Annotated in this window: 25 protein-coding genes; 1 reads left to right on the plus strand and 24 read right to left on the minus strand. The window is 43.0% G+C overall.

Annotation, left to right across the window (positions count from 1 at the left end; translation table 11 throughout):
• From MHI55_RS23635 to MHI55_RS23690, 12 genes are all read right to left on the minus strand, one after another.
• Entirely contained in the window at positions 1-2,565 is a 2,565-nt protein-coding gene (locus tag MHI55_RS23635; protein WP_340387218.1) for a non-ribosomal peptide synthetase, read from the minus strand.
• A gap of 23 nt (positions 2,566-2,588) precedes the next feature.
• The gene (locus MHI55_RS23640) at positions 2,589-3,296 is read right to left on the minus strand and encodes a thioesterase domain-containing protein (RefSeq protein ID WP_047843975.1); all 708 of its coding nucleotides are present in this window, start codon (positions 3,294-3,296) and stop codon (positions 2,589-2,591) included.
• An 88-nt stretch (positions 3,297-3,384) separates the two neighbouring features.
• Positions 3,385-4,191, minus strand: a complete 807-nt coding sequence (locus tag MHI55_RS23645) for an AraC family transcriptional regulator (RefSeq protein ID WP_339186109.1) — start codon at positions 4,189-4,191, stop codon at positions 3,385-3,387.
• A gap of 74 nt (positions 4,192-4,265) precedes the next feature.
• Positions 4,266-5,072 carry an aminoglycoside phosphotransferase family protein gene (locus MHI55_RS23650; protein ID WP_340387220.1) on the minus strand — a complete coding sequence of 269 codons (807 nt, stop codon included), beginning with the start codon at positions 5,070-5,072 and terminating at the stop codon, positions 4,266-4,268.
• 143 nt (positions 5,073-5,215) lie between these two features.
• On the minus strand, positions 5,216-6,412 hold the full coding sequence (locus MHI55_RS23655) for an acyl-CoA dehydrogenase family protein (RefSeq protein ID WP_340387222.1): 1,197 nt from the start codon (positions 6,410-6,412) through the stop codon (positions 5,216-5,218).
• A gap of 92 nt (positions 6,413-6,504) precedes the next feature.
• The gene (locus MHI55_RS23660; RefSeq protein ID WP_076252870.1) at positions 6,505-6,786 is read right to left on the minus strand and encodes a phosphopantetheine-binding protein; all 282 of its coding nucleotides are present in this window, start codon (positions 6,784-6,786) and stop codon (positions 6,505-6,507) included.
• A gap of 275 nt (positions 6,787-7,061) precedes the next feature.
• Positions 7,062-7,499, minus strand: a complete 438-nt coding sequence (locus tag MHI55_RS23665; protein ID WP_340387224.1) for a GNAT family N-acetyltransferase — start codon at positions 7,497-7,499, stop codon at positions 7,062-7,064.
• A 246-nt stretch (positions 7,500-7,745) separates the two neighbouring features.
• Entirely contained in the window at positions 7,746-8,645 is a 900-nt protein-coding gene (locus MHI55_RS23670) for an ROK family protein (RefSeq protein WP_340387226.1), read from the minus strand.
• Positions 8,646-8,673: 28 nt separating this feature from the next.
• Positions 8,674-10,146: a glycoside hydrolase family 32 protein gene (locus MHI55_RS23675; RefSeq protein ID WP_076329105.1), complete on the minus strand. Its 1,473-nt coding sequence runs from the start codon at positions 10,144-10,146 to the stop codon at positions 8,674-8,676.
• A 25-nt stretch (positions 10,147-10,171) separates the two neighbouring features.
• Positions 10,172-11,779 (minus strand): ABC transporter substrate-binding protein, encoded by a 1,608-nt coding sequence (locus tag MHI55_RS23680; RefSeq protein ID WP_143781475.1) that lies wholly within the window; start codon positions 11,777-11,779, stop codon positions 10,172-10,174.
• Positions 11,780-11,834: 55 nt separating this feature from the next.
• Positions 11,835-12,716, minus strand: coding sequence for a carbohydrate ABC transporter permease (locus MHI55_RS23685; protein ID WP_036617174.1), 882 nt, complete (start codon positions 12,714-12,716; stop codon positions 11,835-11,837).
• Between the two features lie 16 nt (positions 12,717-12,732).
• Complete coding sequence (locus MHI55_RS23690) at positions 12,733-13,593, minus strand: ABC transporter permease subunit (RefSeq protein WP_223200008.1); 861 nt, start codon at positions 13,591-13,593, stop codon at positions 12,733-12,735.
• Between the two features lie 540 nt (positions 13,594-14,133).
• Between MHI55_RS23690 and MHI55_RS23695 the strand changes: the two genes are divergently transcribed.
• The gene (locus MHI55_RS23695; RefSeq protein WP_340387229.1) at positions 14,134-15,210 is read left to right on the plus strand and encodes a LacI family DNA-binding transcriptional regulator; all 1,077 of its coding nucleotides are present in this window, start codon (positions 14,134-14,136) and stop codon (positions 15,208-15,210) included.
• A gap of 119 nt (positions 15,211-15,329) precedes the next feature.
• Here MHI55_RS23695 and MHI55_RS23700 read toward each other — a convergent pair whose 3' ends face one another.
• From MHI55_RS23700 to MHI55_RS23755, 12 genes are all read right to left on the minus strand, one after another.
• Positions 15,330-16,148: a purine-nucleoside phosphorylase gene (locus tag MHI55_RS23700; RefSeq protein WP_340387231.1), complete on the minus strand. Its 819-nt coding sequence runs from the start codon at positions 16,146-16,148 to the stop codon at positions 15,330-15,332.
• Between the two features lie 165 nt (positions 16,149-16,313).
• Complete coding sequence (locus MHI55_RS23705) at positions 16,314-16,484, minus strand: hypothetical protein (protein ID WP_017686928.1); 171 nt, start codon at positions 16,482-16,484, stop codon at positions 16,314-16,316.
• A 202-nt stretch (positions 16,485-16,686) separates the two neighbouring features.
• Positions 16,687-17,688, minus strand: a complete 1,002-nt coding sequence (locus MHI55_RS23710) for an endo-1,4-beta-xylanase (protein ID WP_340387233.1) — start codon at positions 17,686-17,688, stop codon at positions 16,687-16,689.
• Positions 17,689-17,927: 239 nt separating this feature from the next.
• On the minus strand, positions 17,928-18,275 hold the full coding sequence (locus tag MHI55_RS23715; RefSeq protein ID WP_081746078.1) for a hypothetical protein: 348 nt from the start codon (positions 18,273-18,275) through the stop codon (positions 17,928-17,930).
• A 135-nt stretch (positions 18,276-18,410) separates the two neighbouring features.
• Positions 18,411-19,283 carry an aminoglycoside phosphotransferase family protein gene (locus tag MHI55_RS23720; protein WP_340387234.1) on the minus strand — a complete coding sequence of 291 codons (873 nt, stop codon included), beginning with the start codon at positions 19,281-19,283 and terminating at the stop codon, positions 18,411-18,413.
• A gap of 33 nt (positions 19,284-19,316) precedes the next feature.
• Positions 19,317-19,745 carry a GNAT family N-acetyltransferase gene (locus MHI55_RS23725; RefSeq protein ID WP_340387236.1) on the minus strand — a complete coding sequence of 143 codons (429 nt, stop codon included), beginning with the start codon at positions 19,743-19,745 and terminating at the stop codon, positions 19,317-19,319.
• A gap of 42 nt (positions 19,746-19,787) precedes the next feature.
• Positions 19,788-20,267 (minus strand): DinB family protein, encoded by a 480-nt coding sequence (locus tag MHI55_RS23730; protein WP_340387238.1) that lies wholly within the window; start codon positions 20,265-20,267, stop codon positions 19,788-19,790.
• Between the two features lie 569 nt (positions 20,268-20,836).
• On the minus strand, positions 20,837-21,319 hold the full coding sequence (locus MHI55_RS23735) for a hypothetical protein (protein WP_076252877.1): 483 nt from the start codon (positions 21,317-21,319) through the stop codon (positions 20,837-20,839).
• Positions 21,319-21,840: a cysteine hydrolase family protein gene (locus MHI55_RS23740; protein ID WP_076252878.1), complete on the minus strand. Its 522-nt coding sequence runs from the start codon at positions 21,838-21,840 to the stop codon at positions 21,319-21,321. The genes MHI55_RS23735 and MHI55_RS23740 overlap by 1 nt, the downstream gene beginning before the upstream one ends.
• Positions 21,841-21,870: 30 nt before the next feature.
• Positions 21,871-22,293: a hypothetical protein gene (locus tag MHI55_RS23745; RefSeq protein ID WP_340387240.1), complete on the minus strand. Its 423-nt coding sequence runs from the start codon at positions 22,291-22,293 to the stop codon at positions 21,871-21,873.
• A gap of 41 nt (positions 22,294-22,334) precedes the next feature.
• Positions 22,335-22,880, minus strand: a complete 546-nt coding sequence (locus MHI55_RS23750) for a GrpB family protein (RefSeq protein ID WP_340387242.1) — start codon at positions 22,878-22,880, stop codon at positions 22,335-22,337.
• A gap of 100 nt (positions 22,881-22,980) precedes the next feature.
• Positions 22,981-23,580 (minus strand): hypothetical protein, encoded by a 600-nt coding sequence (locus MHI55_RS23755; RefSeq protein ID WP_143760333.1) that lies wholly within the window; start codon positions 23,578-23,580, stop codon positions 22,981-22,983.
• Positions 23,581-23,599: the final 19 nt, after the last annotated feature.

A 23,599-nucleotide genomic window follows, 5' to 3' on the forward strand; every position in this document is an offset into this window, starting at 1 on the left:
TCATTTCAATTCCGGTTGTACCAATAGTTGAAGTCCTCTCACATAATTGGCAATAAGACGTTTCACACGGCTCTGTTTTAATTTACGTCCATTAAAACGACAATTGCACTGCAGAATATCACCTTCGTCAGACACTAGGATAATCAGATCGTAATAGTTCAGTACATCGTCCGATGCCTTGAACAGATGCTGTTCACCATATAAAGGAATAATTGCCCACTCCGTGCTGCTTGTTCTGATCTGGCTCATCTGCTCGACGGGAAACGCTCGATTCGAAGGCATGGTTATGATCTGTTGATGAACATTTTGAAAGAGCTCTTTCATTGTCTTGTATTGATCGAAATTCAATCGTACAGGTGTGATCATTCTCGCTGTACCATAGGATACGTGCATATCAATAGAGGGTTGTTCTGACAACGTATGTAACAAGTAAGCATACATAGCTGATGCCAACACATGAATACTGATCGCTTCGGATTGTGCAACCATTCGCATATCCTGTACCAATGAAGCTGGGAGAGTGAATTGATACGACAAAGCTTCGTAACCTCGATCCGTATGGAAAAAGCCCCGATTCATCCGTACAGGCTCCATTTCCACTCTGTCTTGTCTGATCAGATTCGCCCATGAGACAATAGAGGTATGTGAATACAAGCTGGAAATTGCCATTTTGTCTGGAAATGCATCATCGATTGCCTGATGAATCTGCGTTACTTTTAGCGAATCGAATCCAGCTTCAGCCAGGTTGTCCGTTACTCCGACATTCCTAAGTCCCGCTACGGACTCAACAATCTCAATCAGCTTTTGTTCGATATAATCACGAGCTGGTTGTACTTCTTTGATCTCCTGGATATGGCTTAACATGCTCTGAATGGATTGTTCGATTTCACTAAATTCTCCTGTTTCGTACCGCTCCTGAAGCCTGTAACGTTGAAATTTTCCACTCGTCGTTTTAGGAATTTGCTTAATGGGCAGCACGGACTTGAGTTCAATCCCCATCCGCTGCTGAATATGTGCTTTGGCTTCTCCAACTCTTGCAATAAAAGATGGCAAGTCCTTTTTATACAGCACAAACATTACAACGCTTTCCGATCCTGTAAGTGGATTGGAGACACCACATACAGCGACTTTCCCCAGATCAAACTGCTCCAGTTCCTCCGTCACACGTTCAATATCATGCGGATATACGTTTTGACCATTGATAAAGATAATGTCCTTGGTTCTGCCCGTAATGACTATTGCGCCATCATTCATAAATCCAATATCTCCAGTACGAATCCATCCATCGGCTGTACTTGCTTTTTCCGTAGCTGCTGCATTGTTGTAATAACCGCTTGTTACACTCAATCCTTTAATTTGAATACTGCCCAGCACCAATTCCTCGACCGGCTTATCATAATCATCACATATTCGTACATCACAGTATTGAACCGGCTTGCCTACTTCCACAAAAGAAACAGCATGTTCTGAGCCCGGTTCTACTTCTATGAATGGTTTCCCGGTCTCCAAATATCTTCTGTCCAGTACATAACAAGTCAAATCACCGACGTTACCAAAGGAAACACCAACGGTTGCTTCGGCCAAGCCGTACGCCGTCAGCATTGTATTGGAAGCCAGTCCATAAGGACTCATCGCCTCCAGAAAATTGAAACAAAGTGCCGGAGATATCGGCTCAGCACCGTTCATAATAAAACGTACCGAAGACAAATCGGTTGATGCAAAGGTTAGTGGATTATATGAATCCAGAAAATATTTATAAGCAAAATTTGGAGCATATAGTTGGGTGACACGGTGTTCAGAAGTTTTGGTTAACCATAATGTAGGGTGACGGATGAATAAGGAAGTCGGCATAATAAACTGTTGCAGACCTTGGAAGGTACTTGTAAGGTGAAACGCAATCAGACCCATATCATGGGTCAGGGGTAACCAACTCAAAGAACGGTCATTAGAGGAGATTTGGGTTGCTATATTCATAGCTTGTATATTTATCATGACATTGCGGTGTGTAATTACTACACCCTTGGTTTGTCCTGTAGAACCTGAAGAAAATTGGATAAACGCTATGTCATCCGGCTGGATGCTAGCTTCAATTCCCTCAACAATAGGTTCTTCTCGTACGTTCGAGTTGCCCTGTACTATAAAGATTCGGGCATGCATTTCGCGGACAACCTCTTCCAATCCATTCTTCCGGGCAAACTTGTCCAAGCTTTCCGTGAGATCCTGATCAGCAGCAATAAACGGATGATTCAACGTTTTCCACACATTGTAAAGCTTCATTCTTTGCTCCTGATTTCCGCCTACGGTAATCGGAACCGGTATGATTTTTCCAAGCGTGCAAGCCCAAAAGGTGACAATAAACTCTTCTTCCGAGTTCAGTTGGAAGATCAATTCATTACCCGGCTGCATCCCAAATGCTTGAAGTTCTCCTAATCGGATTTTGGCTGATTGCAGAAGGGATTGGTACGATACAACCTTTTCTTCTTTGCTGCCATTCAGAAAAGTAATACCTCTGTCTGTGACTGAACCAAGGGAGTTAAATAATTGAGCCAAGTTATCCATGCTCATAACTGGAACACACTCCTTGTCAACTAGATTACGTAAGGTTGCAGCTTTTCATTTATAATTCTCGTTGTTTCCTGAATATTATCCTGGATATAGAAGTGTCCTCCATCCAATTTGACAATGTCACATTGTGAACCAGCGTACTTTTTCCATCCGATCAGATCGCTAGATTTCACTCGGGTATCGCTTCTGCCAGTTAACACGGTAATATCACTCTGAACCTTGAAAGGCTTGGGCTGAAAACGATAGAGTTCGACAATCCTGAAATCGGCTCTAAGTACAGGTGCAAATAACGAAAAGAGCTCTTTATTAGTAAAGACCTCATCCGACGTTCCACCCATGTTCTGAATCGTCTCTCTGAACTCTTCGTCTGGCAATGCGTGAATATTCTCATCCTTGAAAATATGTGGTGCACGATTGCCTGAAAGCATCATATGTTCAGGCAATTGTTTCGTTGACTGTGCAAGTCGGTAATATAGTTCGAGCGCCATCCAGCTTCCCATGCTATGTCCGAAAATAGCATAAGGCCCATGAATTAGTGAGGAAACCGTGGGGTAGATATCTTCAATCGCTTCTTCAAAGCTTTCATAGAATGGTTCCCCCACCCGAGCGCCTCTTCCTTTTAATTCGATCGGTATTACGTCAATAAAAGGGCTTAAAGATGATTTCCAGCGATGAAAAATCATGGCTGATCCACCTGCATGAGGCAAACAAAAAAGTTGAATTTTCTTCATTAGCCCTATCATTCCTCGTATTCTTATTTTTATCGTAATTTATCATTTTACGTAAAAAAATACAATATTTTCTGTGTTATTGAATACATTATGTAGATTGAATAGATAGGGGCAAATTTCCCTTGTTGCTTCTGAATTGATTGCGATGTTCGGTCGGGCTTTTGCCCACTTTTTTCTTGTACATTGCACTAAATTGTGTACTAGAACTGTACCCTAACTTCGTTGTAATTTCAGAGATTGGAAGATCCGTCTTGGTTACGTACTCCTGTGCCTTATCCACCCGAATCTGCTGTAGGTACTTCAGTGGCGAAACATTGAAAACCTTAGAAAACAGATTACACAGATACACTGGATTATAACCAACCATATCTGCCAGAAATTGCAGAGTAATTGGCTGCTCATAATTGTTTTGGATATACTTGCATATCATGATCAAGTTCCGTTTGACCGAGTCCTCCCGATCCGTTTCCGGTCGCATCATATTAGCGAGATTCGTCTGATAGTAACTGGAGTATACTTCAAGAAAATCTCTTTCAGCTATTTCGATGTCCTCTCTACTCTCTACCGTTCGGTTCAACAGACTTACAGCAAGATCATAGTGTTTACTACCATTCTCACTTAATATGTGACAGCTTGGCAGTCGCTCAAGCAGATCCGATCCAAAAATAATACCTCTCATTTTCAGAACAGGTTTATCGTAATTTTGCAGTCTTATTTTATTTGCCAGCAGCACAGCCCCTGCCTTAACTTGCACCGTTTTGCTAAACACACTGATTTCCAATGCATCCATAACCTCAAATATGGCAATCTGTCTTCTGAGAGACAAGTCAAATAGATGTTTTTTTTCACGGACGACCATATCATAAGAAACAACAGAACGTAGTTGGAAATCCATTATCGTTAACCTCCTGATTGTTTTTCGGACGGTTTTGACAAGTACGGTGCTATACATTCATTCCTAATCTTGATCTAAGTTGTGTTGAATTTTTTAAGCTGATTACGAATGTAATCCAATAAATCTTTTTTTTCCTCAGGTGGTATCCACTCCGTTAGTCTGGCTGCAGCAATGGGAAGAACCCATCGATGTATCTCGCGAATGCCCATGCCCGAGAGAGACAAGTAATACTCGATATACGCTTTACTCATCCTGCTTTTGATGATCTTCAGCAGAACTTTCATCATCAATGGAGCGCCTTTGGGCAAATTTCCGTATTTTAATAACACTAGCGTCCTTGCCACATCTGCTGCTGGACAGCCCGATGCGCCTGTCATCCAGTCTATGATCCAGGATTCTTTGCCTGTAATCACATTATTGGGATGGAAATCTCCATGACATAGAGATCTGCCTTCCGGCAAACTATGTACATAGTCCATAATCTGTTGCTTCTCAATGTCCGATAGATCACTTGCGTTTGATATATTCTTCTCTAATACAGTCTTATGCTTTTGTTGAATCCGTTCACCCGATTGCTGGTGTATTTGATGATGAAGTGCTGCCATCTGCCTTGCTCTGCGCTCAATGGACCATGGTTTAATAATCATCTCTTCCAAAAGTGTCCTTCCACTGGCCAACTCAAATATGATTCCTTTACGATTATTGATCGTCACCATATCGATTGTTTGTGGGCATTTAACTCCAAGTTCCAAAACGATTCGAGTATTATCAAACTCATGCTGAATCGCTTCCGCAGAGAAATCTTCTCTGAAAAGTTTCAAAATTGAAGTTTCACCATGTCTGAATATTTCCGCTGTCTGTCCCTGCCCAATCCGTTTCAATCCTAATCAACTCCGTATCTTTCCTAAATCAATTATGGTAAAACATCAAAGAACCTAATGATCAAGCCCTTTTTTCATAGCATAATGAATGATCCTGCCTAATGCAAAAAAAGGGCTCTTCCTTAGGTCCTGCAATGCAAAATCTAAACGTTTCGATTCGCGCTATCCTTAACTTTTTCTGCTTTATTTGAACGTCTTATTTCACGGCGGTGTGTTACAACCTCCTGTGTTGCGATTAAAATCTCATGCATCTGAGTCGTGCCTTCGATAATCTCATTGATTCGGGCATCCCGATAATATCTCTCTACGGGATAGTCTCGATGGCAACCATTGGCACCATGAATCTGCACCGCATCACTGGCAACTTTATTCACCATGGTTGAAGCAAAATATTTGGCAGTCCAAGTTTCCATAATGCTCTCTGGATCACCCACATCTCTTAAATATCCTGCTCTGTAACACAGCATCCGTGCCGCTTTCATATTCACTGACATTTCAGTGATCATTTTTTGTATCATTTGATTCTCGCGTATAGCTCTTCCGAATTGGATTCTGGAATTGGCATAATGTACCGATGCATCCAGACATGCCTTGGCTAAACCGACACAGCCACAAGCGATCGTGTATCTTCCATAATCCAGACAAGGTAAAGCAACATGTGATAACCCTGTACCGACTTGACCCAGGAGGTTTTCCTTCGGAATACGACAAGAATCCATTTTCAGTTCAGCAATCATCGATGCTCTCGCTCCAAGTAACCCGCTCATAGGTTCAACGCTGAACCCAATGGAATCTCTCTCCACAATAAACGCTGTCGGCTTGTTCTCACATTGGGCAATAATCAAAAATACGTCTGCAAGCTGCCCCATGGTGATCCATTTTTTATGACCGTTAAGTATGTATTCGTCTCCGTCTAACACGGCCGTTGTTTCAATGCTTTTGGCATCGCTTCCAACACTCGGTTCTGTCAATCCGAATGAACCCAAAGTTGTTCCCGTAGCTAATGCAGGCAACCAGTACTGTCTTTGTTGCTCCGTTCCCCAACGCAAGATCGCTAAACCCACCATCCCCTGAACGGTTAACAAACTTCTGACAGAGGAGCACCCACGTCCAACCTCTTCGTTAAGAATCCCGATAGTGATATTGTCCAGTTCCATCCCACCATATTCTTTTGGCAACATGGAGCCCAGATAACCAGCCTCTGTTATTTTCGCAAGGAGTTCCGGGTGAATTCGTTCTTCGCTGTCATTTAAACTAGCATATGGAATAATCTCGCTGTCTACAAAATCCTTGAATTGTTCCTGCCACATCAATTGCTCCGCATTCAGTTCAACTTTCATCACATATCACTCCTGATTTTGAGGTTATAAGTCCAATAAACGGAATTCGATGCTGTGATTGTCTGATATGAGCTTGTGTCGTCATTTTCCCTTTATGACTCATTGGGAATCTCATAATTGATGCACTTACGCAAACTGTCTTTCAGATGTTGCAATGTTGTGAAGTTCTCCAATTCAAGATACTCATCGTCCATCTCAATATTGAATTCGTTCTCCAAGGCAATGATCAGTTTGATAAATGAAATGGAGTTTAATCCAAGAACTCTTAAATCCTCATCTAACGCACTTACATCCAGCTTTTGTTCAGAAAACATTTCCACGACCTGATAGAAGTGAATATCAAACTGATCATAAGCCACAGGATATTCTTGCAAAAAAGATTCCTCCTCGATGTGAGACATGTAATCTTTGAAAATCCATTTTTGTGACACCATTTCTGTGATCAGAATCTGTTCGAACGTTTGCCTAAGAGTATAGGAATCGGAACAAAAAAAGTCCTACATTTTGTAAATATTCCATATATTCTCTGACTTCGATACTATCATAATCTTCCTGAGTCAAGCAATCACTATTGCCATGTATTCACAAATATTTAATAGGTTTCCACCTTCGAGATGATATCCCTATCTTGCGACAAGGATTCATTCTCTCAAAGGTGCTTTGACATAAATACATCGACCTCATCTTCACTGTCCAATATAAATCCAAATCGTTCATACAATCGCCGAGCAGGGCTTCCCTGCAAAACATTTAACATAACACGTTTCCCCTGAACTTCATCCTGTTCCAGCAGCATGTTCAGTACATGAGTCCCTATTCTCTGGCCTTGATAATCGGGATGTATGTAGAAATGTTCCAATAGATATACCTCAGACTTGGGCTTCAACGCTACACAACCTACCATTGAACCCTCCACTTCAATAATCTGTGTCTGGGCAGGATTGAATGTATTCCGGAAACGTTCACGCACCTTCACATCATCGTACCTTCCCAGTCTCGTTAGATCATCGTATAATACCAAGGCTCGCAAATCAGCGAGTTGCTCTTGGTCTGCCTGTACAGCTTGACGCATTGTTATTGGGTTCATTTGTTGAATTCCTTTCCAGTGGAGACACGTTAGTTTTTGAATGTCATATCGCACTATAGAACACTAAAAATCATACCTTTGGCAGCTCACTTGAGCAATATCGGATTTTAGAATGCACTATATTTTTCAAACCTATTGAACTCCTCAAAAAAAAATAAAAAAGCCCAAAAAGGATGGTGCAGTCTTGCTTATACCAATAAGCGAACCCGCAGCCATCCCTTCTGGGATGTAGATTATTTTAGAAAACTATGAAACATGTGAAGCTTGTGCTGCATGTTGTAATGCTTCCAGACCCAATGCTAGCGCACCACATAGGCCTGCATGCTGGCCCAATCCGGGCTGCACAATATATTGGTCGATATGTTGCGTGATTGGGGCTGCATTTACATAACCATTGAGATTCCGCACTACCTGCTCCCGAATCATAGGAAACAGATGATCTTGCTGCATCACACCACCGCCCAGGATGATCTTCTGCGGCGAATGAAGCAAGATGGCCGTAGTAATCGACTCTGCAATGTAAAAGGATTCGATCTCCCACGCCGGATGATCCGCCGGCAGTTCACTGCCAGGGATCTGCCAACGGGCTTCAATGGCTGGACCTGCTGCCATACCCTCCAGACAATCGCCATGATACGGGCATAATCCGGCAAAGCGGTCGTCTGGATGGCGTCTTGTGCGAATATGTCCACCCTCGGGATGTAACAATCCGTGTACTCTTTTGCCCCCTGCCACAAGTCCGACACCAACTCCTGTGCCAATCGTGTAATATACACAGTTATCCAGCCCTTGCGCCGCACCCCACGTCACTTCACCGAGCGCGGCAGCATTCACATCCGTATCCCATCCAAAAGGAACCGAAAATTCATGCTTCAAGGTTCCAATCACATTACAGTTTCCCCACCCAGGCTTAGGTGTGGTCGTAATATAACCATAGGTGGGACTATCCGGTTGCAGATCAATCGGACCAAAGGAGCCGACCCCTATGGCTTCCACATCTTTATCCCTGAAATAGTCGATCACCTTGGCAAGAGTGGTCTCCGGGTGTTCTGTTGGAAAGCTGACCCGATCTTCAATCTGTCCATGCTCATTACCTACACCACATACAAACTTTGTTCCGCCCGCTTCTATAGCTCCAATACGCATCGTTCTGGGCTCCTTTCCTTCATTACAATTAACCTTTAGCCTTGGTTGATGATATCTCATAGATATGAAGTGAAGAGAAGACCAGATCTGTATTTTCTGCATGAGCAGAGATGCCTTGGCAATCCGCATCCGGATAGATCAGATCCGTGATAACCGCCTGACCATCATTTGCAAATACCTCCACAGATGAATGATCTACAAAGATACGCAAACTTTGATTTCCATCCACTTCTTTTAACTCAGCTGTATGACGGCTCAGGAAAAGTTCATGAAAATTGCCGATGCCCGATCGACTACGATCAACGTACACTTCACTTCGGATCGAGTCTACACCAACGACCGTTTCGTGATCTGCGCCGCTTCTTAGTGCAAAATGGAACGTCTGATCCTGAGCCCACTCTGCATGGATCTCATAGTTCACGAGTTGCAATGCGTTCAACTGCTCACTCACTTGCTGAATCGAAGCATCCTGTAGGGACAATACTGGCGTACGGGCTTGCTCAAGTTCACGTGCAGGACGTTGAATCAATATAACTTCTCCCGCTCTTGTCTCCAGTGTCAACTCCCGGGCAATGGTCATTGCTCCACGGTAATCATTGGTTGGCGTCTGGTTGGCATACATCCAGTTGCTCATCCAGCCGATAATGAGGCGTCTTCCATCTTCCTCAGGAACGTCAGACCAACTAACTCCTGCGTAGTTATCCCGACCATAATCAATCCAGCGAATCGTCTGGGATGCCTCGTCTGGGACAAATGTAGTTCCATCAAAATCTCCGGTAAAATATTGTGTTCTGGAGCCTTCAATAAAAGCAGGATCTGCACCGATGCTAACGAGCATCACCCATTTCTCCTGCCCTGAATCTCCATCTACTGCAAGCGGGAACAGGTCGGGGCATTCCCACACGCCATCGTGTGAACCAATACCGGCTCCAAATTCACTTCCTAGCGTCCAATCCTTCAGATTGGGAGAACGATACAGACATACCGTTTGACCACAAGCGATAATCATAACCCACTCCTTGGTCTGCTCATGCCAGAACACTTTGGGATCACGGAAATCAACAAAGGACTCATGCTTTAATACCGGATTACCCTCGTACTTAGTCCAGGTTCTGCCGTTGTCTTTGCTATACGCCAGACTCTGGGTTTGTATGGCATCTTGGTTTTTAACTTCAAGATGATGGGTGAAAATAGCAACCAATCCTGGCTCACCCTCAAAGAATCCGGTCGTATTATTCCAATCCACTACGGCACTTCCCGAGAATATAGTGCCATTCTCATCGGGGAGTAAAGCTATTGGTAGTTCCTCCCAGGAGATCAGGTCCCTGCTCACTGCATGGCCCCAATGCATGGGGCCCCATGTAGTTCCATGTGGGTGATGCTGATAGAACAAGTGATACTCCCCATTGAAAAACACCATGCCGTTCGGGTCGTTCATCCACTTCTCTTTTGGTGAAAAATGGTATTCATTTCTGTAATCTTGTTTAAGAATTGTCGACATTATGGTTTCTCCTCCGTACTTTTCTTTATTTGTTATTACGGTCATATCCCGCTTGTTTAATCTGTAGCCATTCTTGCAATCCAAGGCGATCCAACTCTTTCAAGTAAGCATCCCATTCCTGATCTATTTTCCCGTTCTGATACCATTCTGTACGCAGACGTAACACGTAGGCGAAGAGATCGGTCTCAATCGTGGACAATCGATCCAGTTCATCAATGGAGAAGAACACACTTGGATATACGTTCTCCGCTTTCATATGCGGAACCATAACCTTGTCGAGAAGTTCCATGCGCCAAGCCGCATCTTCCGGTTTGGTTGTGTATTTGTCATAATAACTGTCGAGAATGGCCAATGGTCCTGCGATACTGGTTTTTTGTCTGAGTTCCACAGGTGCAGATCCTTCCAGTGGAAGATGTTTCAGCATCCCTTTGGCTTCATCGAATTCAAAAATATTTTGCTGACTCTCGTCTCCATAGGTACCCCAGTTGTTCTGCACAGATTGGAGCGGATCGTACAGTTGGTCTACCCACTTCGCTGTAGATTCCAGGTTTTTATTGCTGCTGGTAATGACCATGCGACCACGATCAAGCCCAATCCCGTTTGTTCTTGTGACATTGACCTCTCCGTTAGGCCCGGCAACAGGAGGCAGAACATCATACGTATCATTCATGCCTGTAATGTTAGCCTTATCCCATGTGAAGTACATGCCGTACTTATTATCCTTGCCTTTCGCAAGATACGTGTTCCAATCCTGCTGGTACGATTCGACATCCACGAGGCCTTCCTTAACCAGCTCATGAATGTATTTAACCGCTTCCTTGTAGCCTTCATCAGCTGCCGTGAAGACCACTTTCCCATCATTGGTTACCACGGTATGATCCCAGTTCTCTCCGAGTCCAAATGCCGCAAAGAGAAATGTCAGATCTTCTCCGCCCGGTTTGTTAATGAAAGATAACGGAATTTCGTCGGCCTTACCGTTGCCGTTTGGATCTTGAGTTTTGAACGCGATCAATACTTCTTTCAGTTCTTCGGTTGTCGTTGGCATCTTCAGTCCAAGCTTGTTCAGCCATTCCACATTAATCCAGGGCAAGTTATCCACTGCCTGAATCCGTTGTTTGCCACTTCCGAGTTCTTCAATCCATGGGAATGAGTAAATATGTCCGTCTGGAGCCGTGATCATGCTCTTGTATTCGGGAGCTTCCTCCAGCACCTTTTTCAGATTGGGCATGTGTTGTTCAATCATGTCCTCAAGTGGAATGATCGCCCCGTCCTTCGCCAGTTTCAGGAGATCATAATCCCCGTAACCTGCATCAAAAATGGCATCCGGCAAATCACCGCTGGCAACCGCCAGATTTCTTTTTTCTGCAAACACATCACTCGTATAGTTCTTCCAGTTGATATGCACATTGGTTTTCTCTTCGAGACGCTTGTTAATCAGCTTGTCGTTTGGATCAGCGGGAGCCAGCGGAGAGCTCTGTGTTATAAAATTCAATGTCACCTTGCCATCAGGGGATTGCGCCTCACTTGCCGCGCCGCCTCCACCTCCGCCACAGGCGGTTAAAAAGAGCATTGCAGATAACATGGAAATGGACGCCGTTGTAACGGCTTTTCTGGACTTGTTTACTTTTTTCATAATAATGACCTCCATGAGTTGGATTGGATCAACTTACTGTATCGCAGGCTGTTCACTATTTGAGGGAACCGACCATGACACCTTTTTCGAAATACTTCTGGAAAAACGGGTACATGATGATGAGTGGCAGACTCGAAATGACAATCGCTGAGTATTTAATCATCTCGGAGAGCCGTTTCAGTTCTGCCATCGCGAGCTGATCACTGATCATGCCCGGTGCAGCCTGATTCTGAATCAGAATGGAACGCAGAACGAGCTGTAACGGATGCAGGTTCGGATTATCGAGATAGATCATTGCATCAAAATAGGAATTCCATTGCCCAACGAACGCATAAAGTGCGAGTACAAAAATGATCGGTTTCGACAACGGAATGACGATCTGGAAGAAAATCTTCATCTCAGAGGCGCCATCCACGTTTGCAGCTTCTTTCAGTTCTCGAGGAACTCCTTTGAAAAAGGTTCTGGAGAGAATGATGTTCCAGACGTTAACGGCTCCAGGGATGATGATCGCCCACACCGTATCCAGCATGCCGAGATTACGTATGAGTAGATAAGTAGGGATTAATCCCCCGCCGAAGAACATGGTAATGATAAAGATAATCATGAAAAACCCACGTCCCGCGAGCCTATCATCCGACAATGCATAACCTGCAAATATGGATACAGTCACGGTGATCAGTGCAAAGGAAACCGAGTACAATACCGCATTTGCAAACCCCCGGATCATGGCTGGATTGGACAAAATCATCTGATATCCGTCCAGACTCCAGTCCGATACATTAAAGGACAGTCCACGATTCAGTAACACCGTGGGGTCCATGAATGAGGCGATAACAATATAAATCAGGGGAACAACCACAACCAGTACAGCACAGGTGAGAAAGATAGCATTGAGTGTGAGGATCAACCGATCCATTCCCGTGTGTTTAACAACCATGGATAATACTCCTTTCCTAATAGAGGCCTTCGCCTTCATTCAATTTCTTCACAATCAGGTTCACCGTCACCAGCAAAATCACATTGATAACCGAGTTGAACAATCCAACTGCCGCAGAATAAGCGTAATCTCCAGACTGTAACCCCACCTTGTAGACATACGTGGCAATAATCTCGGAGGAAGGCAGGTTCATGGACGTCTGCATCAGATAGGCCTTCTCAAATCCAATGGACATAATCCCTCCAGCTGCAAGGATAAAGACGATGGCCATAATCGGACGAATCGTTGGAAGGTCAATGTGGCGAATACGCTGAAGGAGATTGGCGCCATCCAGATTAGCCGCATTGTGAAGCTCCGGATCCACATTGGCCAAAGCTGCGACGTATATGATGGAAGCCCAGCCCGCTCCGGTCCAGATATCGGACAAAATGTAGATCCAGCGGAAATATTCCGGTTCAGACATGAACATGATTGGCTGACCTGTAATCCATGTAGCTAATTGATTAATCGGCCCTGTCGGTGAGAGGAAGATGAACAGCATACCCACAACCACAACAACCGAGATGAAATTGGGTGCGTACAGAAACAATTGAATATTTTTCTTGATGCCAGCTTTGCGTACCTGATTCAGCATGAGTGCCAGTAAAATAGGCACCGGGAAACTGAATATCAATCCCAAAAAGCTGAGTTTAAGCGTATTCATTAAAATGATATCGAAATTGGGTGAAGCTATAAATTTCTCAAAATGCTTCAGTCCTACCCAATCACTACCCATGATGCCTTTGATCGGACTGAAATCCTTAAACGCAATGATGGCTCCATACATCGGAATGTACTTGAAGATAAGAGTCAAAATTAAGGCTGGTGCAAGCAACATATATAAAAAGTAATTTTTTTTGAGCTGCTGCAACCTATGACCGCTTGTCGTCCTCACTTTCAGTACCCTTCCTTCGCCCTTTTTGCTGTCGGCTATGTTATCCAACACGATACCCCCGTTCATTCTAGAAGTTGACAATTGTTTTCAGTAAGGGCTTTCAATATTTACAATTGCCTATTTGATAATTTACAATTTATCAGGTTTCAACGGATTTAGTCAATACGTTTTGTAAAAAAATATTTGTGCATTTGATCATTTTATCTTTGCATTAATGTAACTAAAGAGGATTAAATTTGCATATATACAGCACTGAATCGTTAATACCCGCATAGATATTTCTATATCATGACTGTAATAAATCATCATTGTTACACTAGTTAACAAAACTTCTGGAACAATTATGAAAATAGAATTCAACTATCTAAATGTAAATGTAATTGTGCATTTGTAAAACAGAGATTGCTATTTGTCCCGTTCTATTATACATTTGACTTAGAGAAGAATATGGATGACTATTGATGATTAGAGGTGAAGCATTAGATGGCAAAGGAAAAAGTCACGATACAAGACATTGCTGATGCTTTGGGGATCTCCAGGAATACGGCTTCCAAAGCATTAAATGATAGCGGAAACATCCCGGATGAGACCCGAAATCGTGTAATTAAAAAAGCAATTGAACTTAAATATAAACAGTTTGCCTATATGGACAATGAGCATGTTCTAACCAAGGCTCCGGGCAATATCGCCCTGTTAACTGAAAACCTGCCTAATACATCTCACTTTGGTTCGTTGTTAATCAGTGGTTTGGAGAAAAGAATTAGTGCGGAGGGATACAATCTCTCGATTCATATCGTGCGTGAAGACGATCAAGATACACTTACACTTCCCAACAATTTTGATATAGCCAAAGTGGACGGCATCATTTGCATTGAATTATTTGATCTGGAATATACACAATTGATTACCGATCTGGGCATCCCCACCATCTTTATCGATTGCGCTTCCAACATATGTTATCCCGAATTCAAAGCAGATCTGCTACTCATGGAGAATGAACATAGCATCTATCAGTTAACCACAAAATTAATTGAGAGCGGCTACACAAGTGTCGGATTCGTCGGGGATTACAATCACTGCAAGAGCTTTAATGAACGATGGGTTGGATATCAGCGTGCTATGCTGGAGGCGGGGTTGCAGGTCGACCTGTCCCATTGCATCGTAGATAATGATCGCCTGTGTTTCTCCAAGCCAGGATGGTTGAACCAGCGAGTGGCAGAGCTGGCCTCCCTACCTTCCGCTTACGTATGCGCTAATGACTTTATAGCAGTTGATCTAATCAGGGCGTTAAAAGACAGAAATGTCGCTGTGCCACAGGATATTGCGATATGCGGATTCGATAATGCACCCCAATCTCGAATTATTGAGCCAGCATTAACGACGGTTCATATTTATAGCAATGAGATGGGCATTAAGACTGCGGAGATGCTGTTATCCCGGATTAATAGCCCGACACAGCCGTATCAGGTCTCCCACATTGTGACCAAACCCATCATCAGGGAGTCCACACCAGCAATCATGGCCGATCATTCTCAGATGGTTCATAGTTCTGCAAAATAAAAAAAAACGTATGTCTCACGAGTAACAGCTCGTGAAGCATACGTTTTTTTGTGGTTTCGATTGGGTTGGATGAAAACTCTATCCTATCCATCGCGGCCTAAATAAAAATCATCTCGCGATTAGATCTCTTTCAAGATGCCTTTTACAAGTCCGATAAAGGTTGTTTTCACTTGCGCAGCCACTTCAATAACTTCATCATGACTTAACGGCTGATCCAAAATACCACATGCCATGTTGGTCAGACAGGAAATGCCCAGTACCTTCATACCGCCATGAATGGCAACAATGGCTTCAGGTACCGTGGACATCCCCACTGCATCCGCACCCATCGTACGAATCATGCGAATCTCCGCTGGTGTCTCATATGCCGGGCCACTCCACCATGCATAGACACCTTGCTGCAAGCCAACATTCTGCTCTTCTGCAACCTTAAGGGCAATACTGCGCAGTTCACGATTGTATACCTGTGATACGTCTGGGAAACGAACACCCAGTTCGGCGTTATTCGGCCCCATCAACGGGTTATTGCCTACAAGGTTAATATGATCTGTAATGAGCATCAGTTGACCCGGCTCAAAGCTTGTGTTGATGGCTCCGCAGGCATTGGTGATAAGCAATTGCTCGACACCCAGCGCCTTCATGATACGAACGGGGAAAGTCACTTCGTCCAATGTAAAACCTTCATAATAATGAAGGCGGCCTTTCATCGCTACAACCGTTTTGCCCATCAGTTCACCAATAACCAATTCATTGGCATGACCGATAGCCTCCGATTGGGCGAAATACGGAATATCTGTATATGGGATAACGGTCGCATTTTCAATCTCGTCCGCGAGCGCTCCCAGTCCAGAACCCAGAATCATGCCTACGGCAGGTTGGGTATGGATTCGGTTTAATATGTAATCTCTTGCTTCCTGAATATGTGCGGATTGATGCATAATGATATCCTCCTGATGATCTGAATTGAGTTAACAAAAACTGAGTTAATGAGGTGCTACTCATCAAGTGTAATGAACAATGGTCTTGATGTAAATGGAAGCTGTTCTATATACAATAAAAAAACGACCCTATGCTCCAGAATCGTTTAAAAACATGGACATACCCTATTCCAATGTATATTTGTTTCTACTTTTCATGTAATCGATTGTCATAATCAGTAACAGCATGAATGTAGCAAACATCAGTGGTTTGGCAAAAGTACCTTCTTCAAAAATATAATAGGCAGCGACCAAGTTTCCTGCAAATATTAACAGATAATTGCGGGTGCGATCCATCTTCTCAACTCATTTCGGAAAAGAATATTGTTCGAGATTGCCTTTCTTTTACCCTATCATGAACTTCCATAAAAAGCCATATACTTACACACATACAAGCGTGGTGTTCAATCACAAACGAGATAACCGCACTGTATAATCTATATTGACTACAGCAAAAAATCGGCCACATCGTGACCGATTCTCTCCACTTCCCTGATGTTCAGGACATAGGGTTAATGATACGCCAAAATGATTCCTTGGGCTGCAACTGCTGATCAAAAACAAAGGGCCAATTTTTGCGTCCGCGTACCGGGAAATGGTCTAACCAGGTATAATTGTCCGCTACTCCCCAGAACGTCACAGAGGTAATGGATGATTTATACTCACGGAACAAATTAAAGATTTCTTCATATCGACGCTCCTGTAGCTCAGCCATCTCTGAAGTTGGCGCGGTGAGGTCCGTTCGACGATCCTCATGACGAAACACGGACATATCCAGCTCCGTAACATGCAACTGCACATCCAGTGAAGCATAACGCTCAATAGCCATTCGGATCTCCTCAATTGAAGGACCATGAATATTCCAATGCCCCTGCAACCCAATCCCGTGTACAGGCGCTCCCTTGTCCAGCAAAGACCGAACCAGATTGTAGATCTTCTCCCGTTTGACCGGATCCGTCTCATTGTAGTCATTATAGAAAAGAAGAGCATTTGGATCAGCTTCATGAGCCATACTGAACGCTTGCAGCAAATAATCTTCCCCCACCAGCTCTAACCACTTCGTGTCCCGCATGAACAGGTCGGTCTTATCTTCAACAGCTTCATTAACGACATCCCACGCATATATTTGCCCCTTATACCGACCTACTACCGTATCAATATGTTGCTTCAAGCGAGATAATAACAGCTCTCTGGAAGCGGGAGCACCTGAGGTATCCTCAAAGACCCATTTCGATGTTTGATTATGCCAGACCAAAGTATGTCCGCGCACCCCAATCTCTTGGGCAACAGCAAAATCAACAATTTTATCCGCCGCCTCAAATGAATAACGATCCTCTTCCGGGTGAATTTCTTCAAATTTCATCTGATTTTCAGCCGTGATACTATTGAAGTGTTTGGCGATAAATTCCCCTTCGGACTGCAACATTCTGGTATGTACAGCAGCACCTATTTTGAACGTATTAGCGTACGTAGCATGTAGTGATGGAATTTCAGTTGGCATTTACAATTCCTCCCTGCCAGTTTTTATCCATCATATCGTTTGTTGAATACGCTTACAATGAACAAATTATACTTCTTCCCCCTCATATTTAACTATTTATGATCCTCGGCCCTGTTTGCACAACAAAAACACCTCCACGTATGTCCGACTGCTCATCTAAACAGAACATTTCTCGGAAGGTGTTTTGTGATCGGGCTGTTCAATTAAATTCAACTCATATACAAAGAAGATATGAAGCCTTACAGCTTGTCCACCTGTAACAAGGTCACCTGTTTCACTGTGCATGCCGGGTTAATTTGTTCCTCGGACAGAATGTTCAGCTTGATCAGGCTTTTCAGCTTATGGCTGTCTACCTTGGACAACAATCGCCAGATGTCCGGGTCTGGAAGAGAAGCATACAGCTTCTGATCATCGTATTCCTTCCGGTTCTGAAGCACTGTTTTCACGGTGTAACCACCAACCTGCGTCTCATAGACCCCTTGTTCTGCACAATACGCGACAATCTCATCTCGTAGTACAGACAACTGCTGCTCAATATCTTTTTGCTGCTGTTTCAGTTCAAAGTAAGTTTGCACTTTCTGCTCCATATCAATCACGCTCCTCTACTATCATAGGTATGCGAGGATCGCTAGTTTAGGACTGACTGTTTATTTTATTTAAAAAAAGTGGTCTTTCTATTACTTAATCGTATACTGTCGTCATTGTGTATCCCCGTATTACGATTACAGCAGATGTTCATTCAAATACGGATTATGGACAGCCATGCTGTGAACCTTTTCCATTACATCCGGCCCCATGGGGACATCCCCAACGCGCTTTAACAGAATCCAGCGAAGACAAGCTACAGCTTCAAAAACCTGCTCCTCTTCCAGCGTGTACGTATAACTTGCAGAACGTGCAAATTGAGCGCGATACATCTCGCCATAACTTTCCCCATTATAGACGGTGATCAGAAACACAGACCATGCCATATCGTACCTTGGATCACCATACTGCCCATTAGTCCAATCGATGATGGTGTACTGGTCGTCCATCTCAAGAATGTTTCCCAGATTATAATCGCCATGAATCAAGCGATCCTGTCTGATCTGGACCTGCTGAATCAAGTTTGCCAGAAGATCATTTATATCGTCATGTAACTCAATTTGTGGAAAAAAGTATTGAACAAAATCGTACCTGAATATGTATTCTTCATCTTCTTCAGTACCCGCTTCATTCACCGGATAACGATGGACCTCCATTAATCGCTCAGCCAAATGTGTCAGTTTGGTTTGTGTTAATTGGGTACCCGGCTTTCCATCATAGCTCGTTAACAGCACTTGATTCTCTTGCTCGTCTAATCCCCAACCGTAGGGTTTGGAAACACGAATTCCACTTTGATAAAGCTTGGACAATAATCGATATTGTTTGGCGATATCCGGTTTGGAATCCTTGTCCCAGACTTTCAATACGTACGACTGATCTTCCATTTCGATTCTCATCACACTCGCTTCCAGTCCAGGTGGCAAGGGAATGATCTGATACTCCTGTTTAATCACCTGCTGAATACGTTCATCCAGTTCTACCCAATTCACCTGGCTAAGTTGAATCGTCATCGTTCTCCTCCTTCCATGATACACAAGATTAGATTATAATCGTTTATCAAATACCTTCTGCCATTTCTTCTCTTCATATCCGATAGCTATATAAAACCGATGTGCAGATTCCCTTTTTCCGTTACAACGTACCCGAATGTTATCAAAGCCGTTAACCCGAGCCCATTCCTCGCATTCGCTCATGATTATCTTACCAATCCCCATCCCTTGATGAATCCCATCCACAACTAGTCCACCAATCTCGGCAAAAGATGGACTCTCAATGGAATGTCTTCCCTGTACATGGCCCCAGCCTACGACCCTCGAATCAATCTCAGCCACACATACATAATGGTCTGGTAAGGAAGAGAGACGAGTTAATCTCTCCTTGATTTCTTCAGTTGTGCTGACATAACCCAGTTGATGGGATAATTGGCTCATCACTTCGCCATCCTGAATCGTAGCTTTCCTGCAATGAATCATCACTTCTCCTCCGTTCATTCATGTCATGCCGCTCTCTCCCTGTTAGTCAGGTATAATCAGGCCTTTGCCAATGACATTGGCGGATACTGGCTGTTTGCCCAATTCTCTGGCCCATACCGACAGCTGTCCCATATGGTGAATCTCATGGGCGATCACATGTCGCATAACTTCTCCCCATGAATCTGTACTGGCCTTGCCAGCTGAGCGATGATCAATAAAAGCTCTTTTTTCCATACTCGAATCCCATGCTGTAACCAATGCCTCCACATCAGGACGTAACTTGCGATCGAGTCGCCTTACCGCCTCAAGATTCTGGTAGTTTGCAAAATCTTCTGCATCATCCGGTTTGCCCTGAAGCAACTGAAGCCAGCTCCACTCTACATCAATGATATGAAATAATGTTTGTAATATGTTGCCTACTCCGCCCGTGCGAGGCCGAAGCAATTCTTCAAGCGGTACATCTTCACACCAGACATACCATTGCTCACGTACCATCCAGTTATAACGAAAGAAGGTTTCCATCGGTATATTCCCCTTTATCGGCTTTATTTTTCAGAGAGATTTGATCAATTCTGTATTGGCAAAGGTATCCTCCGAATGTTTACACTTACCACTCCGATGACAGAACAACCTTCCGATCGCTGTTATCCCCAAATTTTTTTGATTCATTTTATAATGGGAAACTCCGGAGATAAGCCTATGCTTCCGATGCAGCTTTCTTTCAGAAAGCTTTTAGGCGAACACTTCGCTTCTTCAGGTTTTTTCTGTCCTCTCCGTTTCGTGTAAATATTCTGTTGAATTTATTTAGTTAATTTCTTTTTTATATATAAGATCACATGAATACCTGCATAAATAAACAGGACATTGAACAAATATAGAAGTACATTTAAATAGATGCCAGATATAAACCAGATAGTTCCCTCAGAATTAGCATAATGATAATCCGTAAAAAATCGGAGCGGGAAACCATACTCTGTTCGGAGCGGTCCATCTTCAGTATGTAAAGTTCCAGGAATACATAGGATGGCTAATACAGCAAGCCAGGCTGATAGATTCATTATTCTTTTGTTAATCGTCAATACATCTCCCCCTTATTCAACACTAACGGTATCTTCACCAAAATACGTCCCTTCCAACTTTTGATCCAAAAAGTCTCTTAAGTCCTTTTGATCAAGTATATATTTCGAATCTCTATTAAATCTGCTTTTTGTGGATACAATAATCTGTTTCCGATTGTATTGAATCGTAACTTTAGCGTTATGCTTTAATTTCAAAGCAATTCCCGCACTAATACTTCCTGTGACATCATCTACTGGTATTTTGGCTGTTTCCGGGGCTGCATTCAGCCAGCCGACTATACGGCTAATGTCTTCTTTACTTAACGTAACATTGTCAATGCTAACGTGTGCTCCACCGTCGCCTGTCCTGGTGTACACGACTATGCTCATCTCTGTGTTTATCACTTGATTTCTTGAAATCGGCTTATTTGGATCAGGGTTACTCGTGATTAGAAAATACAGAAACATGATTGCCGCACCTATGAAAAACCAGAATCGCCTACGTTTTCCTAGCATTACAGCGCATTCTCCATATCCACCACGTTGGCAAACAGTCTCAGTACCGTATTGTGATGTGCAATGATCTGCTCTGCTTGAAGCGTCTTTGAATTCCATGTGCTGTGCGCATCTTGAACCAGATTGACCGTGTATCCCAGACTGTACGCTCTGCGGCATGTCGTGTCTACACATACCTCGGTCTGCATTCCCGTAAGGACTAACTCCTTCACGCCATTATCTTGCAATTTCAGATGCAGATCGGTTTTGTGAAACGAATCCGGTGTCTCTTTTTCGATAACAAGGTCACCAGCTATAGGTGCAATGGACGGATGGATGTCCCACCCCTGTGTTCCTCGTTCCAGTGGACTGTCTGGCCCTTCGCAGTGTTGGATATATATGATGGAATGCCCTGCTTCACGGGCCCTGGCAATTAACACCTGGATCTTCTGAAGCAATCGTTCCCCTTGATATACGGGATCTGCTTCATCAAACATCGCTACCTGTACGTCAATGATTAGAAGTGCACAATGCGTTGTCATTTTGCTTTCCTCCTGACAAATCAATTTAATTCAACTCTTTCTTCTTCGTACCTTTAACAAAACTTCCAATCCCATATCGATCAGTACAAATAGAATAGCGGCAAGAACGCCAAATAAGGTCAGAACTAACGTCTCTTTGAAACACAAGATTGCTTCTCCTGCGCCCATGACCAGATAATAAATATACATGCCTAGAACTCCAGCACATGCATAGTCTAATATCCTCGTACTTAGATACAACACATGATTAGGGAATTGTATTCGGCTGAGCAGATAGTCTAACAATATCGATAAAGGTAGCCCGATCAACAGGATCAAGGGAGTCGCGTATATCGGATAAATAAGAATGTAAAAATCAAAACTGTAGGTTTCATTCATCGATATGAGACTTGCCGCCAAAGTAAAACAAATGATGGTTAGAACGGTTGTCATCAGCTTTCTTCCCATGTTCATCTCATCACTCCAATACAGTTATCTCTATTCATTGGATGTGCTCATGCGTCAGATTTTGCCGGCTGCCATCCGATTTCTTGAGACCAACGATGTGCTCTCTGTAATATGCTCCACACCATTGGTCCTTTTCCTTCAACATATTTGGGACGCTGATCTTTATACAATGACATGAGTCTGTGCTTTTCTTCCGCATATTTCAAACAATCTTCTGGGTGCTCCCTTAAATAGTCTCTGAACAGCAAGGTCATCTGTTCGGAGAAACTGCCTGCCTGTCTAACGTGTATATGTATCCTTCTGCTTCCGGGTTCTTCACGAAAGTAACGTTTAGTCTTATCTGGATTTTCTGCTCTGAATACAAATCCGACTGTTTCGATCTCACGTTTGTAGTCCAACAGATTCTCATAATTAGAAACAGATATTTGTATATCTATGATAGGTTTGGCGTCTATTCCAACAATTGAAGTGGACCCAACATGGTCAATCCGCAGAGCCTTTTCTCCTAAAGCTTCTCTTAATTTCGAATTCGTTTCGAGAAACAAATCACGCCATGCCGGGTCATACTTCGCAATTCTCCATTGATCCTCCATACAACTCCTCCTTGGTTATCCAATCAAGCTATATAATTAAATAACACGTTCTTTTGACCTTTTGTTACATTCAGACTATTTTAAAGATTCAATAGAGAGATCATCCGAAGTCATCATTATTTATTCCGAGTTCTATTTGTTTTCTGGATTCAATAATGTATTCGTATACATCATCAATTTCTGCTATTCCTTTTATATTCTCCTTTAGCAGTTCAATAATTAAATGATTATCACTCTCTCGCATCTTTATATCTTCCATATAATTATCGTTATAGTCATTCGTAAAATCTAATTTATTCTTATAAAACCGAAATCTTTCCAACACATAAATTTCTTTAAGATTAATAAATAATGCTATAAAATCCTTAAGGTTTCTGGCCACTAACGTTACTTGATTCCCAAATGCCGTAGGTTGAATAAAGATAATAGGCGCTTCTTCCAAATCACTAATGGATCTGTTGAACGTGAAAAAAGCAAAATGGTCACCATCTGCCCCTGTTCTTCCAAATATGATGGCATCATCTGGCGTACAATAGTATCTATCATCATCATTGTTAAAACTAATATAAAAACCCATATAATCGTCGATGGTTCCAACATGTTGTTCACGTAATTTCTTATCTATTCGAACGATGTCTACTAAGGATTCTGGCATTTTATAATGTACTTGCAAGTTTAAATCACTCTCTTCTATTGGCATTTATTAATATATCTATATT

It is taken from the genome of Paenibacillus sp. FSL E2-0151 (assembly GCF_037993015.1).
Classification (GTDB): Bacteria; Bacillota; Bacilli; order Paenibacillales; family Paenibacillaceae; genus Paenibacillus; species Paenibacillus amylolyticus.

Coding starts and splice junctions, on each gene's coding strand:
- MHI55_RS23635 (WP_340387218.1), bottom strand. CDS start 2,565: ATGAGCATGGATAACTTGGCTCAATTATTTAACTCCCTTGGTTCAGTC.
- MHI55_RS23640 (WP_047843975.1), bottom strand. CDS start 3,296: ATGAAGAAAATTCAACTTTTTTGTTTGCCTCATGCAGGTGGATCAGCC.
- MHI55_RS23645 (WP_339186109.1), bottom strand. CDS start 4,191: ATGGATTTCCAACTACGTTCTGTTGTTTCTTATGATATGGTCGTCCGT.
- MHI55_RS23655 (WP_340387222.1), bottom strand. CDS start 6,412: ATGAAAGTTGAACTGAATGCGGAGCAATTGATGTGGCAGGAACAATTC.
- MHI55_RS23665 (WP_340387224.1), bottom strand. CDS start 7,499: ATGAACCCAATAACAATGCGTCAAGCTGTACAGGCAGACCAAGAGCAA.
- MHI55_RS23670 (WP_340387226.1), bottom strand. CDS start 8,645: ATGCGTATTGGAGCTATAGAAGCGGGCGGAACAAAGTTTGTATGTGGT.
- MHI55_RS23675 (WP_076329105.1), bottom strand. CDS start 10,146: ATGTCGACAATTCTTAAACAAGATTACAGAAATGAATACCATTTTTCA.
- MHI55_RS23680 (WP_143781475.1), bottom strand. CDS start 11,779: ATGAAAAAAGTAAACAAGTCCAGAAAAGCCGTTACAACGGCGTCCATT.
- MHI55_RS23685 (WP_036617174.1), bottom strand. CDS start 12,716: ATGGTTGTTAAACACACGGGAATGGATCGGTTGATCCTCACACTCAAT.
- MHI55_RS23690 (WP_223200008.1), bottom strand. CDS start 13,593: ATGTTGCTTGCACCAGCCTTAATTTTGACTCTTATCTTCAAGTACATT.
- MHI55_RS23695 (WP_340387229.1), top strand. CDS start 14,134: ATGGCAAAGGAAAAAGTCACGATACAAGACATTGCTGATGCTTTGGGG.
- MHI55_RS23700 (WP_340387231.1), bottom strand. CDS start 16,148: ATGCATCAATCCGCACATATTCAGGAAGCAAGAGATTACATATTAAAC.
- MHI55_RS23705 (WP_017686928.1), bottom strand. CDS start 16,484: ATGGATCGCACCCGCAATTATCTGTTAATATTTGCAGGAAACTTGGTC.
- MHI55_RS23710 (WP_340387233.1), bottom strand. CDS start 17,688: ATGCCAACTGAAATTCCATCACTACATGCTACGTACGCTAATACGTTC.
- MHI55_RS23715 (WP_081746078.1), bottom strand. CDS start 18,275: ATGGAGCAGAAAGTGCAAACTTACTTTGAACTGAAACAGCAGCAAAAA.
- MHI55_RS23720 (WP_340387234.1), bottom strand. CDS start 19,283: ATGACGATTCAACTTAGCCAGGTGAATTGGGTAGAACTGGATGAACGT.
- MHI55_RS23725 (WP_340387236.1), bottom strand. CDS start 19,745: ATGATTCATTGCAGGAAAGCTACGATTCAGGATGGCGAAGTGATGAGC.
- MHI55_RS23730 (WP_340387238.1), bottom strand. CDS start 20,267: ATGGAAACCTTCTTTCGTTATAACTGGATGGTACGTGAGCAATGGTAT.
- MHI55_RS23735 (WP_076252877.1), bottom strand. CDS start 21,319: ATGCTAGGAAAACGTAGGCGATTCTGGTTTTTCATAGGTGCGGCAATC.
- MHI55_RS23740 (WP_076252878.1), bottom strand. CDS start 21,840: ATGACAACGCATTGTGCACTTCTAATCATTGACGTACAGGTAGCGATG.
- MHI55_RS23745 (WP_340387240.1), bottom strand. CDS start 22,293: ATGAACATGGGAAGAAAGCTGATGACAACCGTTCTAACCATCATTTGT.
- MHI55_RS23750 (WP_340387242.1), bottom strand. CDS start 22,880: ATGGAGGATCAATGGAGAATTGCGAAGTATGACCCGGCATGGCGTGAT.
- MHI55_RS23755 (WP_143760333.1), bottom strand. CDS start 23,580: ATGCCAATAGAAGAGAGTGATTTAAACTTGCAAGTACATTATAAAATG.